This window comes from Shinella zoogloeoides (assembly GCF_030733845.1).
GTDB lineage: Bacteria > Pseudomonadota > Alphaproteobacteria > Rhizobiales > Rhizobiaceae > Shinella > Shinella zoogloeoides_C.
The window spans coordinates 3,132,091-3,145,162 of record NZ_CP132311.1; the positions used below are offsets into that span (position 1 = coordinate 3,132,091).

13 protein-coding genes are annotated in these 13,072 nt (G+C 63.9%); 5 read left to right on the forward strand and 8 right to left on the reverse strand.

The window, feature by feature from the left end:
• Positions 1-7: 7 nt before the first annotated feature.
• Complete coding sequence (gene hutC / locus Q9316_RS16355) at positions 8-748, reverse strand: histidine utilization repressor (protein ID WP_306032635.1); 741 nt, start codon at positions 746-748, stop codon at positions 8-10.
• Between the two features lie 466 nt (positions 749-1,214).
• Between hutC and Q9316_RS16360 the strand changes: the two genes are divergently transcribed.
• The 5 genes from Q9316_RS16360 to Q9316_RS16380 all read left to right on the forward strand — a co-directional run bounded on the left by Q9316_RS16360 (position 1,215) and on the right by Q9316_RS16380 (position 5,944).
• Positions 1,215-2,234: an ABC transporter substrate-binding protein gene (locus Q9316_RS16360; RefSeq protein WP_306032636.1), complete on the forward strand. Its 1,020-nt coding sequence runs from the start codon at positions 1,215-1,217 to the stop codon at positions 2,232-2,234.
• Positions 2,235-2,329: 95 nt separating this feature from the next.
• Entirely contained in the window at positions 2,330-3,187 is an 858-nt protein-coding gene (locus Q9316_RS16365) for an ABC transporter permease (RefSeq protein WP_306032637.1), read from the forward strand.
• Entirely contained in the window at positions 3,180-4,010 is an 831-nt protein-coding gene (locus Q9316_RS16370) for a quaternary amine ABC transporter ATP-binding protein (RefSeq protein ID WP_306032638.1), read from the forward strand. The genes Q9316_RS16365 and Q9316_RS16370 overlap by 8 nt, the downstream gene beginning before the upstream one ends.
• On the forward strand, positions 4,003-5,496 hold the full coding sequence (locus Q9316_RS16375; RefSeq protein ID WP_306032639.1) for an HAL/PAL/TAL family ammonia-lyase: 1,494 nt from the start codon (positions 4,003-4,005) through the stop codon (positions 5,494-5,496). Before Q9316_RS16370 ends, Q9316_RS16375 begins: the two co-directional genes overlap by 8 nt.
• Before the next feature lie 34 nt (positions 5,497-5,530).
• A complete protein-coding gene (locus Q9316_RS16380) occupies positions 5,531-5,944 on the forward strand; it encodes a hypothetical protein (protein ID WP_306032640.1) in 414 nt (137 codons plus the stop codon).
• On the opposite strand, the gene Q9316_RS16385 is transcribed toward Q9316_RS16380, so the two are convergent.
• The 7 genes from Q9316_RS16385 to Q9316_RS16415 all read right to left on the reverse strand — a co-directional run bounded on the left by Q9316_RS16385 (position 5,911) and on the right by Q9316_RS16415 (position 13,057).
• On the reverse strand, positions 5,911-7,344 hold the full coding sequence (locus Q9316_RS16385; protein WP_306032641.1) for a CYTH and CHAD domain-containing protein: 1,434 nt from the start codon (positions 7,342-7,344) through the stop codon (positions 5,911-5,913). The genes Q9316_RS16380 and Q9316_RS16385 overlap by 34 nt on opposite strands.
• A 255-nt stretch (positions 7,345-7,599) precedes the next feature.
• A complete protein-coding gene (locus tag Q9316_RS16390) occupies positions 7,600-8,640 on the reverse strand; it encodes a C45 family autoproteolytic acyltransferase/hydolase (RefSeq protein ID WP_306032642.1) in 1,041 nt (346 codons plus the stop codon).
• Positions 8,630-9,358: a glutamine ABC transporter ATP-binding protein GlnQ gene (gene glnQ, locus Q9316_RS16395; protein ID WP_306032643.1), complete on the reverse strand. Its 729-nt coding sequence runs from the start codon at positions 9,356-9,358 to the stop codon at positions 8,630-8,632. The genes Q9316_RS16390 and glnQ overlap by 11 nt, the downstream gene beginning before the upstream one ends.
• Positions 9,355-10,011 (reverse strand): glutamine ABC transporter permease GlnP, encoded by a 657-nt coding sequence (glnP, locus tag Q9316_RS16400; RefSeq protein ID WP_306032644.1) that lies wholly within the window; start codon positions 10,009-10,011, stop codon positions 9,355-9,357. Before glnP ends, glnQ begins: the two co-directional genes overlap by 4 nt.
• Before the next feature lie 65 nt (positions 10,012-10,076).
• Positions 10,077-10,817: a glutamine ABC transporter substrate-binding protein GlnH gene (glnH, locus tag Q9316_RS16405; RefSeq protein WP_306032645.1), complete on the reverse strand. Its 741-nt coding sequence runs from the start codon at positions 10,815-10,817 to the stop codon at positions 10,077-10,079.
• A 21-nt stretch (positions 10,818-10,838) separates the two neighbouring features.
• The gene (locus Q9316_RS16410; RefSeq protein ID WP_306032646.1) at positions 10,839-12,176 is read right to left on the reverse strand and encodes an aspartate aminotransferase family protein; all 1,338 of its coding nucleotides are present in this window, start codon (positions 12,174-12,176) and stop codon (positions 10,839-10,841) included.
• On the reverse strand, positions 12,173-13,057 hold the full coding sequence (locus Q9316_RS16415) for a MurR/RpiR family transcriptional regulator (protein WP_306035336.1): 885 nt from the start codon (positions 13,055-13,057) through the stop codon (positions 12,173-12,175). Before Q9316_RS16415 ends, Q9316_RS16410 begins: the two co-directional genes overlap by 4 nt.
• Positions 13,058-13,072 lie beyond the last annotated feature (15 nt).

A 13,072-nucleotide genomic window follows, 5' to 3' on the forward strand; every position in this document is an offset into this window, starting at 1 on the left:
CCCAAGCTCAAAAATTGCTCTGCAAACGATAGCGCGAGCCGGGATAGAGCAGGCGCACGGACGTCACCACTCGGTCCTGCGACCAGGTGCGGCGGCGGATGAGGATGCACGGTTCGGAGCGGGCGATCGCCAGCACCTTGCATTCCCAGGGCTGCGGCAGCACAGCTTCGATGAACTGCTCCGTCCGGGCAATCGGCGCGATGCTCGTGAGAAACGCATTGGGCGTCGTGCGGGAAAAGTCCTGCTCCAGATAATCGGGCGCGACGGCGGGATTGACGAAACGATCCTCAAGCTGGATCGGTACGTCATCCTCGTGATGCACCATGACCGAGTGGAAGGACTGGGCGCCCACATTCAGCTCCAGCGCAGCCGCCAGCTCATGGCTGCAGATCTCGCTCTGGGCGAGGATCAGTTCCGTACGGTGGACCGAGCCGCGTTCGATAATCTCGTCGGCGATGTTGCGCACGCCGAGGACCGGGGCGCTGCGCTTCTTCGGCGCGACGAACGAGCCCCTGCCCTGCACACGCGTGATGACGCCTTCATTGGCCAGTTCCCGAAGCGCGCGGTTCGCCGTCATGCGGCTGACGCCGAGCGTTTCCACCAGTTCGTTCTCCGACGGGATACGATGATTGACCGGCCATTCGCCGGTTTCGATGCGCGTCCGGATCTCGGTTTTCATACGCTCGTAGATCGGCGCGCCGCGGTCCTTCGCGCCTCTCGCCGAAAGGCCGGTCTCTTCGTGCGGCATGACCACGGCTCCCTGCATTGAGATCAGCATCTGTTACAATCTCTCTTCGACGAAAGTAAGCATAGATTTTTCCTTCTGGCCACTTGATTGTCTACTGGAACTCTGCAATGTTCCATATACAACTTGGGATGTCGGCCATGACTTGTCTCCCCATTGCATCAGGCGCAATGACCCAGCCGGAAGGCGGGTGGGCTCGGAGCATGCGAAACACCCGAAGCATCAGCACTATCGCCGCAAAACAGGCAAACAGGCCTTTACAAGCTACAGCGTCCGTGCCGGGCATGGTTGCAGATGCGACACTCCATGTCGCCGCCGGACGCGCTTTGCCGCCGCCGCGTATCACACATTTGCCTATACAAGTTGTATAGTGAACTTATCGGAGACTACGCATGACATGATGGCTGCCCCGACAGTCTCTCATATTTCTGGTTTTCAACGTCGCATCATTCAAAAAAGGGGAACTGACATGCTGAATTCCAAACTGAAATACGCACTTCTCGCCGCCGCAGCCCTTGTCGGCGCTTCCGCCGGCACGGCCGAGGCCTCCTATTGCGGCGACGGCAAGACCGTCACCTTTGCCGGCATCGATTGGGAAAGCGGCGCCTTCATCACCGAGGTCATGAAGGAAATCCTCTCCAAGGGTTACGACTGCAAGGTCGATTCCATCCCCGGCAACTCCGTGACGCTGGAGCAGGCGACGGCCAACAACGACGTGCAGATCTTCGCCGAAGAATGGATCGGCCGTTCCGACGTCTGGAACAAGGCTGCCGAAGCGGGCCAGGTGAAATCGGTCGGCAAGACCTTCGTGGGCGCGGCGGAAGGCTGGTTCGTGCCGGAATATCTCGTCAAGGGCGACGGGGCGAAGGCACCGGATCTCAAGAGCGTCGAGCAGCTTTCCGACCCGAAATTCGTCGAACTGTTCAAGGATCCGGAAGAGCCGACCAAGGGCCGCTTCCTGAATTGCCCGTCGGGCTGGACCTGCGAGGGTGTCAACACCGCCAAGCTTGCGGCCTACAAGCTCGGCGAGAGCTATGTGAACTTCCGTCCCGGCACGGGCACCGCGCTCGACGCGGCGATTGCCGCCGCCTACCTCCAGCAGGAGCCGATGCTCTTCTACTACTGGAGCCCGACGGCGATCATGGGCAAGTACAAGCTCGTCCAGCTCGAAGAGCCTGCCTATAGCGAAGCCTGCTGGAAGGAACTGACCAGTGCCGACGGCAAGCGCGAGGCCGGCTGCGCCTTCCCCTCCGTCGAGGTCGCCTATGGCGTCAACAGCACATTTGCCGGCGAGGCGCCCGAGATCATGGAAATCCTCGAAAAGGCGACCTTCCCGCTGGAAGAAGTCAATGCCAGCCTCGCCTACATGACCGACCAGAAGGTCGATGCCGTCGCCGCCGCGAAGAACTTCCTCCAGACCAAGGCAGACGTCTGGGGTGGGTGGGTCTCGGCGGATGCGAAGGCGCGCATCGAAGCGGCCGTCAAGTAATCGCAAGGCTGCACGCGGAGCGTCCGCGTGCAGCCTTTTCCCGTCAGGACAGGGGCCGGCTACCGGGAGGGTGGCGGGCGTGCGAGGTGTCACCGATGTTTCCTGAAGCTTTCCATATTTCCATTCGAGGCCCCATCAACGACTTCGTGCAGTCGCTGGTGGTGAATTACGGTTTCGTCTTCAAGGCGATCTCGCACACGCTCCTTCAGGCCATCCTCTTCGTGGAGTGGATCCTGCGCGGCCTTCCCTGGTGGGCCGTCTTCATCGTCTTCCTGGCGCTCGCCTGGTTCGCGTCGAAGAAGATTTCCCTTGTCGTCACGGTCGCGGTCATGCTTTTCGCCGTCGGTGCGCTTGGCCTGTGGGATTTGACGATGCAGACGCTGGCGCTGATGCTGATCGCCAGCCTCATCTCCGTCGCCATCGGCGTGCCCATGGGCATCTGGCTTGCAAAAAGCGAGCTTATGCGGCGCATCACCCTTCCCGTGCTCGATGTCATGCAGACCATGCCGAGCTTCGTCTATCTCATTCCGGCGATCATGCTCTTCGGCCTCGGCAAGGTGCCGGCGGTGCTCGCCACCATCATCTACGCCGTGCCGCCGCTTATCCGCCTCACCGATCTCGGCATCCGCCAGGTGGATGGCGAGGTGGTGGAAGCCGCGACCGCTTTCGGCGGCAGTCCGTCGCAGATCCTCTTCGGCGTCGAGCTGCCGCTCGCCACGCCCACCATCATGGCCGGCCTCAACCAGACCATCATGATGGCGCTCTCCATGGTCGTCGTCGCCTCGATGATCGGCGCGCGCGGCCTCGGCGAGCAGGTCCTGAACGGCATCCAGACGCTCGACGTCGGCAAGGGGCTCGAAGCGGGCCTCGGCATCGTCATCCTTGCGATCGTGCTCGATCGCATCACGCAGGGCTTCGGCCAGATGAGCCGAAAGGAGCGCGGCAATGACTGACATCAACATCCGCAACGTTTCCAAGATTTTCGGTGGCAACTGGAAAACGGCGCTCGCCATGACCCAGCAGGGCGCCGACAAGTCCGAGGTGCTGGCGAAGACCGGTTGCAGCGTCGGCCTTGACAATGTCAGCCTCGATATCGCTGGCGGCCGCATCTTCGTCATCATGGGCCTCTCCGGCTCGGGCAAGTCGACGCTGGTGCGCCACATCAACCGGCTGATCGAGCCGACCAGCGGAGAAATCCTCATCGACGGCGGCAATGTGCTCGACCTCAAGCCGAAGGAACTGCGCGACTTCCGCAACCGGCGCGTCAGCATGGTGTTCCAGAATTTCGGCCTGATGCCGCACCGCACCGTGTTGCAGAACGTCGTCTACGGCCAGCGCGTGCGCGGGCTCACCAAGACGGATTCCACGCCTATCGGCATGAAGTGGATCGAAACGGTCGGCCTCGCCGGCTATGAGAACAAATACCCGCACCAGCTTTCCGGCGGCATGAAGCAGCGCGTCGGCCTTGCCCGGGCGCTTGCGGCCGATACCGACGTCATCCTGATGGACGAGGCCTTCTCCGCGCTCGATCCGCTGATCCGCGCCGACATGCAGGACCAGTTGCTCCAGCTCGAAAAGAACCTGCACAAGACCATCGTCTTCATCACGCACGATCTCGACGAGGCCTTGCGTATCGGCGCGCAGATCGCGATCCTCAAGGACGGCAAGCTGGTGCAGGTCGGCACGCCGAGCGAGATCCTCAACAGCCCCGCCAACGACTATGTCGCCCGTTTCGTGCAGCGCCGCACCGGCGCAGGAGAAGCCCATCATGCCTGAAACGATCGTTCTCGATCGTGCACTGACATGGCAGGAAATCGCCGCTGTCGCCAAGGGCGCAGCGATTTCCCTGCCGGACAAGACATGGCAGCGCATCGCCGCCGCCCGTGCGGTGGTCGATGCGCTCGTCGAAAAGCGCGTGCGCGGCTACGGCATCAATACGGGCGTCGGCGCGCTCTGCGACGTGATCGTGGACATCCCCGAACAGCAAGCGCTCTCCCGCAACATCCTGCTCAGCCATGCCTGCGGCGTCGGCGAACCGCTCGGCCGGGAAGAAACCCGTGCCGTGATGGCCGCGCAGATCGCCAATTTCGCCCACGGCTATTCCGGCGTGCGCATCGAGACGGTCGAGACACTGCTGGCGCTGCTCAACGCCGATATCCTGCCGGTCATCCCATCGAAGGGATCGGTCGGCTATCTCACGCACGCCGCGGCCATCGGAATCGTGCTGATCGGCGAGGGCGAAGCCCGCCATGAGGGCACGCTGGTTTCCGGCCGGCAGGCGCTGGAGAAACTCGGCCGTGCGCCGCTGGTGCTCGGCGCCAAGGAAGGCCTCAGCCTCGTCAACGGCACGCCCTGCGCCACCGGCCTTGCGAGCCTCGCCCTTGCCCGTGCCGCGCACCTTGCCGGCTGGGCCGATGCCGCCGCGGCGATGAGTTATGAAAATCTCGGCGCGCAAGCCGATCCCTTCGCCGCCGCGCCTCTGGCGCTGCGCACTTCCCCCGGCCTGCGGACGGTCGGCGAGAACCTGCGCCGCCTGCTCGCCGGAAGCCCGCTGCTCGCGCAGTCCGCCGGCTCGCGCACGCAGGATCCGCTCAGCCTGCGCGCGGTGCCGCAGGTGCATGGCGCCGTGCGCGACAGCCTCGCCCAGGTCGCAGACGTGGTGAGCCGCGAGCTTGCCAGCGTCACGGACAACCCCATCGTCGCGGGCACGCCGGAGTCGCCGGAAGTTCATTCGCAGGCCCACGCCGTCGGGGCCGCACTCGGCCTTGCCATGGATGCGCTGGGCATAGCGGCGGCGGAGCTTGCCGCCATTTCCGAACGGCGCATCGACCGGCTCGTCAATCCACTCGTCAGCGGCCTGCCCGCCTTCCTCGCGGAAGGCAGCGGCGTCGCCTCGGGCTTCATGATCATCCAGTATACGGCCGCGGCGCTCGTCGCGGAAAACCGCCGCCTCGCCGCCCCCGCCAGCCTGGACGGCGGCATCACCTCGGCGCTGCAGGAAGATATCCTCACCCACGCCACTCCGGCCGCCGACAAGGCGCTCGCCATCCTCACCAATCTCGAAACCGTTCTCGCCATCGAGGTCATGGCTGCCGCACAAGCCTATGACATGCAGCCCGGTGCCGGCGGCAAGGCTGTCGGTACCCGAACGCTTTACGATCGGGTACGCGGCGTTGTTCCCATCTACCGCGACGACCAGCCGCTCAACGGGCTCGTTACGGTGGTGCGGGATTTTCTCCGCACCACGGACGTCGGAATGTAGATCACCTCCTTCTGGCACGCAGTCAGCGTGCCAGATGTTCGCGAGCCGGCAGCTCGGCGTGCCGCTCGCCACGGTTCTGAAAGGACCGGACCGATATTTAGCCCTGATCGGCAAAGGCCACCAAACACCCGGCACCGAAGCGCGCATGGAGCGCGGCACGCTCAGCGTCGGCTTTTCCGCCCACCGCCTCATCATGCCCGCGCTGACGCGCCTTCGTCCGCCGTTGCCCGGACATCAAGCCGATTACCGTTCCCTGAAGGGAATGCATCGTGACAAGTTGCAGGTAAGGAACCCGATACTTGATCTGCGCTTCATCCGCCGTCGGTTCACACGGACCCTCGGACCCGGGAGGACGGCGGCGGGCGAACCAGCCCGCCCTTTTTGCGCTCCTGAACGAGGCCGGGGCCGTGCCGCCTATCGCCAGAACCTCTTGGTTTCGATCAATTGATCCAGCGCCGCTTGCGCATCCCGGATCAGCCCCCTCTTGCCTGCCTGGTCGCCGGCGGCTTTCGCAATTACGCTTTCCAGACCGTGCTTGCGCAGAACAGCCAGGCTGGAGGCAAGATCATTCAAGGCGCCGAGATGATCCTGCACCGTTTCCATGGCGTCGCTGAAGTGTTTGTACCGGCGGCCATCTCTTTTGCTCGCAAAGAGCGCTTGAAAAAACTCCGAAGCGTAGCGCAGCTTCTTCGCATCCTTGCGGACCCTGTGCCGATCTTCGTCACCGACAGTAGCAAGCTCGCGCCCATGTTTCTTGAGCTTGCGCCGGCACTTGTCCAAAGCCTTCCGGGCAAATTCCTTCGCGGGCAGCTGCAATGCCGGTTCGTCACGATACGGACCGCAATGGATCCATTCGTAGAAATCCATCGCCAGAGCACTGGCGCGCGACGAGGAAAGCGCCTCGACGGCAACCGTGCAGGCCTTTTCGCGCGCATCGAGAAGCTTTTCCCGGACCTCGTCCTCGGTCACCTTGGCCAGAAGCACATCGAGGTTCCTGACATCTCCCAAAAGGCCGGCAAGCCAGCGGAACTCGCTCGAAAATCGGCCGGCGTCCTCCCCAAGATGCGCCTTGAACAGGTATAGGGCCGATCGAAGACGCCGGAGCGCAACGCGGGCCTGGTGAAGAGCGTCCTCGCTCCTGCGACGAAGCAGAACGGATTCATTGAGGCGGAACTGGCGGAAGCAGGATTGCGCGATCCGGCGGAACGCTGCCTCAGCGGTCATATCAGGTGCGAGGTCCGTCGGCTCCGCCTTGGCCGCGCTGGATGCCGCTTCCAGCAGGCGATAGCCGCGCTCCGCTTTCGACCGCACACCGATTTTCGCCGGAATGATCGCTACGATCCTCCGCGCAAGGCGGAACAGGTCGATGGGATCGCCGTCCTTGAGTTCCAGCTCGATTTCGCAAATGCGCTGGCGGCGCTCGTCGGCGAGGATATCTCCCAGGTCGAGCGACACTTCGATATTTGATTTGCCCTCGACGACATTCCAGACGCGACGCGCCACGTCGACCTCGAAAATCGGTGTCAGCGCCTGGCCGATATCGCCAAATACGGCCTGCAAAGGCGTGCCATGCTCGATGATCGGTACATCGGATGTCACCTGCCTCTCCCATTCCCCCCGGGAAAACAGCGACGCCGTCGAGGCCGCAGCCTTGACGGTCTGGAGCCTTGTCTTGCCCAGGTGACGTATCCTGAGAGAAAAACCGCCCTTGAACAGCCTGCGGTCATCCGTATCGAAATAGGTCGAGCGCTGCTCACGGCTCTCTCCGGATGCGCCGAGCAAATCCGATGCGATGAGGACTTCGGCGTCCTCCGGTGCGATCTCAAGCTTCAGCTCGACCTCCGGCATCTGTTTCCCTCCTGATGTTGCCGATCGCCATCAGTGCGTCCATCTCCAGTATCGCTCATGGACTGAAATTGCCGAAGCCGAAATGAATGGGCCGCAAGAAATTCGGTCCAGCACCTCGATGTCTCTCGGTTGCTTTCGATTTCGACCTTCATGCTGACGGCAGAGTGGTCGCACCGCGCGACTTTGATGCAGGCGCAGGACGACGCAGCGCCCTCCGACCCAACGGAGCATGCCCCCGGTTTTTCAGGACGACAGCTAACTAGGCGTCAACCCGCCATCCATCGTGAAGCGCGGCAATGCGTCGGCTTGATCATAAACCTGCCAATGGATCGCCTCGGCGCCGATGCGGAAGATCGCTGTGGCAAGCGTGTTTTCGTGGTCCGGATCGTCTGGCTGCGCGCGGTAGATAGGAAGAGGCGCGATGCTACTGTCCCAGAGAATTTCGAGGGGATTCGGGTGCGGGCTTGTTGCACGGGCAAGGATGGCGTCGCCGCGCTCTTGGCGGGACTGCGAGGAACCGGTGATCACCTGCTCCTCCTGTCGCGTGCCGTCGTGAACCAGATGATTGGCATGGCATCGCGGGCGATCGATGACGGTCAGGCTACAGGTCGTATGAGTATATTCGATACTGACGAGGCGTGGGTCGCCCTTCTGGGCGAGCGTCATGTGGAACGCCCCGGCGCGCTCGGACGTCTCGAGGAAGCGAACAGCCTCGTCGAGCGTACGGCAGTCGAGGAGGGCGCGGCCGAGAACCATGCGCGGCAAGCCAACACCGATCCTGCGCGAGCGGATATTGTTGACGGTCTGGACGAGGCCGGCCTCCGTCACCGCGAACGTGTGACCGGGGATCGAGGCGGGATAGACGAAGCTGGTGAAGGCGACGCCGCCCTCGGCGCGGACATGGGCGAGTGCGCAATGGCCGCGGAAACCAGGATCGCCATCCTCGTTGTGGGCAAGGAGCGGTTCCCGGCCGGGAACCTGCACCGTCGTGCAGCCGTCCGGCGCAAAGGCCCAGACATCGCCCCGGCAGTTCCACAGGAAGACCTCGTCGAAGGCCAGATCGAGACCGACGGCAAGGCCTTGCAGTTCCGCCCAATAGGCGGGGAAACGCGCCTCGACCAGACCCTGCATCGCGGCGATGCGCGGATCGTCCCGAAATGCCATGACGGAGGCCCAGGCATGGCCCTTGACGAGATGGCGATGGACGATCTCGCGGCCGAAGCGGCCAAGACCCACACCGACTTCGTGCGGCGTACCGGCGATCTCGATGAAGCTCAGCCCGGCATCAGTGGACATGCTGCAAAAACTCCCGCAGGCGTGGATTTTCCGGATTGGCGAGCAGGGTGGCCGGATTGCCGTCGACGGAAATCTTGCCGTCTTCCATGAAGATCAGCCGCGTGCCGACCTGTCGGGCAAAGGCCATTTCATGGGTCACCACGATCATCGTCATGCCCTCTTCCGCCAGGGCCTGCATCACGCGCAGCACCTCGTGGCGCAATTCCGGATCGAGTGCCGAGGTGGGCTCGTCGAACAGCATCAGCTTCGGCTTGACGGCAAGCGCCCGCGCGATCGCCACGCGCTGCTGCTGCCCGCCCGACAGTTCGGACGGATAATGGTGGCCGCGCTCGGCAAGCCCTACCTTGGCCAGCAGCGCCCGCGCCTGTTCCAGTGCTTCGGCCCGGCTGACGCCGCGCACGCGGCGGGGACCGAAGGCGACGTTCTCGAGAGCCGTCATCTGCGGAAAGAGATTGAACTGCTGGAAGACCATGCCCGCCTCCTGGCGGATATGGCGCACCTGCGAGCGGCCGGCCTTCACGCTGATATTGTCGACGACGAGATCGCCGCCATTGATCTCCTCCAGCGCGTTGATGCAACGAAGCAACGTCGACTTGCCGGAACCGGAGGGGCCGATCAGCACCACCACTTCGCCCTTGTCGATGTTGAGGTCGACTTCGCGCAGCACCACGACGGCGCCGAAGGTTTTCGTGACGTTTCGAAACTCCACGATGCTCATAGGATCCGCATCCTCTTTTCGGTGACGCGCAGGATCAGCGTCAGGGTTCCGGTCATCAGCAGGTAGAGGATCGCCACCGCGCTCCAGATCTCGACGGCGCGGAAGTTGGCGGCCATGATCTCCTGTCCCTGGCGGGTAAGCTCGCCGACACCGATGACGATGAACAGCGAGGTATCCTTGAGGCTGACGATGAACTGGTTGCCGAGCGGCGGGATCATGCGCCGGAAGGCGACCGGGCCGATGATGTAGACGAGCACCTTCCACATCGGCAGGCCGAGCGCCAGCCCCGCCTCCTTCAAGCCCTTGTGGACCGAGAGGAAGGAGCCGCGCACGATCTCGGCGATATAGGCCCCGGCATTGACGACGATCGCCGTCACGGCCGCGGTCATCGGGTTGACCCTGATGTCGGCGAGCACCGGCAGTGCGAAATAGATGAACATCACCTGCACGACGATCGGCGTTCCGCGAATGAGCTCGACATAGGCGAAGGCGATGGCGTTCAGCATCGCATTGCCGTAGGCGCGCATCAGCCCCGCGACGAAGCCGACGATGAGGCCGCCCACGAGGCCGGCGATGGTGATGAGGACGGTGAGGCGTGCGCCGCTCAACAGAGCGGGCATGGCCTCGCCGATGACGGACCAGTCGAATTCCATGGATCGGTTCCCCGGTGAGAGGGGAGCGCGCCCGCCGGCCGGCTGGCGCGCTCAGGCTAAAGGCATCAGAGCTTGGGCTCGGTGCCAAACCACTTCTTGTAGATTTCGGTGTAGCGACCGTCCTTCTTCATGTTGGCGAGCGCGGCATTGACCTTGGCGACCAGTTCGCTGCCCTTCGGGAAGCCGATGCCGTATTGATGAGCCATCATCTGCTCGCCGACGGCCTTCACCTTGCCGCCGCCGGCGGTCTTTACGTAGTAGAGCACGTTCGGCGTATCGTGCATGGCGGCATCGACGCGGCCGGTCTGCAGCTCCAGATAGGCATTGTCGATATTGGGGAACTGGCGCAGTTCCGTTTCCTTGAAGTGCTCCTTGGCATAGTCGGTCGCAGATGTGCCGGTCTTGGTGGCGAGCACCTTGCCCTTGAGATCATCCGCGCTCTTGACCGTGCTGTCCGCCGGCACCATCAGCAGGAAGCCGCTGTCATAGTAGCCGTCGGAAAAGTCGATGGCCTTCTTGCGCTCGTCCTTGATCGTGATGCCGGCAAGCGCCACGTCGACCTGCTTGGTCTGGAGTGCGGGGATGATGCCGTTGAAATCCATGGGCTGCAGCGTGTAGGTGACGCCGATTTCCTTGGCGATGGCGTCCCACATGTCGATGTCGAAGCCGACATATTTGTCGCCTTCCTTGAATTCGAAGGGCACGAAGGCCGTGTCCGTGGCGACCACGAGATCTTCGGCGCGGGCTGCCGGAGCAAGGGCGACGGCCGTTGCAAAGGCGGCAAAGAGAATAGTACGCAGTTTCATGGTAGTTCCCCTTTTGCTTGGTTATGCGTGTGGAAGAGCGCTCGTGGCGGCGTCGATGGCATCGCCCAGCCGCTCGACGATGTGGCCGATATCGGCACGGTCGACGATGAAGGGCGGGGCGATGAGCACATGGTCGCCGAGACGGCCGTCGATGGTGCCACCCATCGGGTAGACCATCAGCCCGCGCGCCATCGCCTCTTTCTTGATGAGCGCGTTGAGCTTGAGTTTCGAATCGAACGGCCGCTTGCCGGCGCGGTCCGCGACGAGCTCGACGCCCCGGAACAGGCCGCGCCCGCGGATATCGCCGACATGGTGGTGGTTGCCGAGGCGCTCGGTCAGCTGTCGCTCCAGCTCCGCGCCCATGGCGACGACATTGGCGAGCAGGTTTTCGCGCCGGATGACCTGCTGCACGGCAAGACCCGCAGCCGCCGCCATCGGGTGGCCCATATAGGTATGGCCGTGCTGGAAGAAGCCGGAACCACGCGAAAAGGCGTCGAAGATCTTTTCCGAGAGCAGGACCGCGCCGACCGGCTGGTAGCCGCCGCCCAGGCCCTTGGCGATGGTCATCAGGTCGGGCGCAACCCCGTCCTGCTCGCAGGCGTGCAGCGTCCCGGTACGGCCCATGCCGCACATCACCTCGTCGAGGATCAGCAACACGCCGTAGCGGTCGCAGATGGCGCGGATGCGCTTGAGGTAATCGGCCACCGGCGGCACAGCGCCGGCGGTGGCGCCCACCACCGGCTCGGCGACGAAGGCGATGACCTCGTCCGCGCCGAGTTCGAGTATTTTCTCTTCCAGTTGCCCGGCGGCGCGCGCGGCGTAGGCCTCGTCGCTTTCCCCCGGCTGCTGCAGCCGATAGGCATAACAGGGGTCGATGTGGTGGGTTTCGATCAGCAGCGGCTTGAACTGCTCGCGCCGCCATTCGTTGCCGCCCGCCGCAAGCGCCCCGAGCGTGTTGCCGTGGTAGCTCTGCCGGCGCGCGATGATATGGCGGCGCTGCGGCTCGCCCTTCTCGACGAAATACTGCCGCGCCATCTTCAGCGCCGCCTCGACTGCTTCCGAGCCGCCGCTGACGAGATAGACATGGCCGAGGCCGGCCGGTGCATCCTCGATCAGCAGGTCGGCAAGCTCTTCTGCGGCTTGCGACGTGAAGAAGCCGGTATGGGCATAAGCAAGCCGGTCGAGTTGTTCGTGCAGCGCGGCGAGGACGGCGGGATGAGCGTGACCGAGACAGGAGACCGCCGCGCCGCCCGAGGCATCGATATAGGCCTTGCCCTCCGCATCGAAGAGCTCGATGCCCTTGCCGCCGACGGCGACCGGCATGCGGGAATGAATGGCGCGGTGCAGAATATGGGTCACGGACGCTTCATCCTTGTCTTGAGATGAATGTTGAGAGCGGCGGATTGGCGATCGACGCCGGCGAGGGCCGCACCGGCGGCATCCCCGGCCTGCCCCGCGACCAGCGCGCCCAGCACCTCGGCGACGACGAAGGCGGGCGACATGGTGTGAAGGAAGGACGGGCTTTCGGTCGGCACGACGACCGTGCAGGCGGCAAGCTGGGCGAGCGGGGCGACGGGGCTGTCGGTAATGGCAATCAGCGGCACGCCCGCCTCGCCGGCATAGTCGGCGATCTCGATCGTCTGGCGCGTATAGGGCAGCACGCTGGCGGCGACCAGAACATCGTCGGCTGTCGCGCTGCCGAGCGCGTCCGCGCCGATGCCGCCGACGGCATCCAGCATGATCGAATGCTTGCCGGCAAGCGAGAGGATGTAATGCAGGTGCCAGGCCGGCGAATGGCTGGATCGCAGGCCGAGGCAATAGATGCGCCGCGCCGCGCTCAGCCGCCCCGCCGCCTCGACAAGCGTATCGAGCGCCGCCGGCTGCGAGAGCTGGCCGACCTGTGCGGCGATGCCGCCAAGCATATCTGCCGCCAGGGCATGGTCGCCCTTGAGCTTCTGGCTTTTCGCCTGCGCCCCGACGCGGCCGGCAAACCCCGTCACGTCGTTGCGCATGGCATCGGCATAGAGCTGGCGGACGTCCTCGTAGCCGGCAAGGCCGAGATGTTTTGCAAGCCGCGTCATGGTGGCGGGCTGGACGCCGGCCTGCCGGGCCTGCTCGCGCATGGAAAGAAGCGCCACGTCACGGGGCTGGTTCAGCACGTAACGCGCCGCTGCCTGAAGCTGCTCCGACATCATGTCGAAGGCCTGGACGATCGGATCTGCGAGAGGGCCGGTTTGCATGGGCATGGGATTACA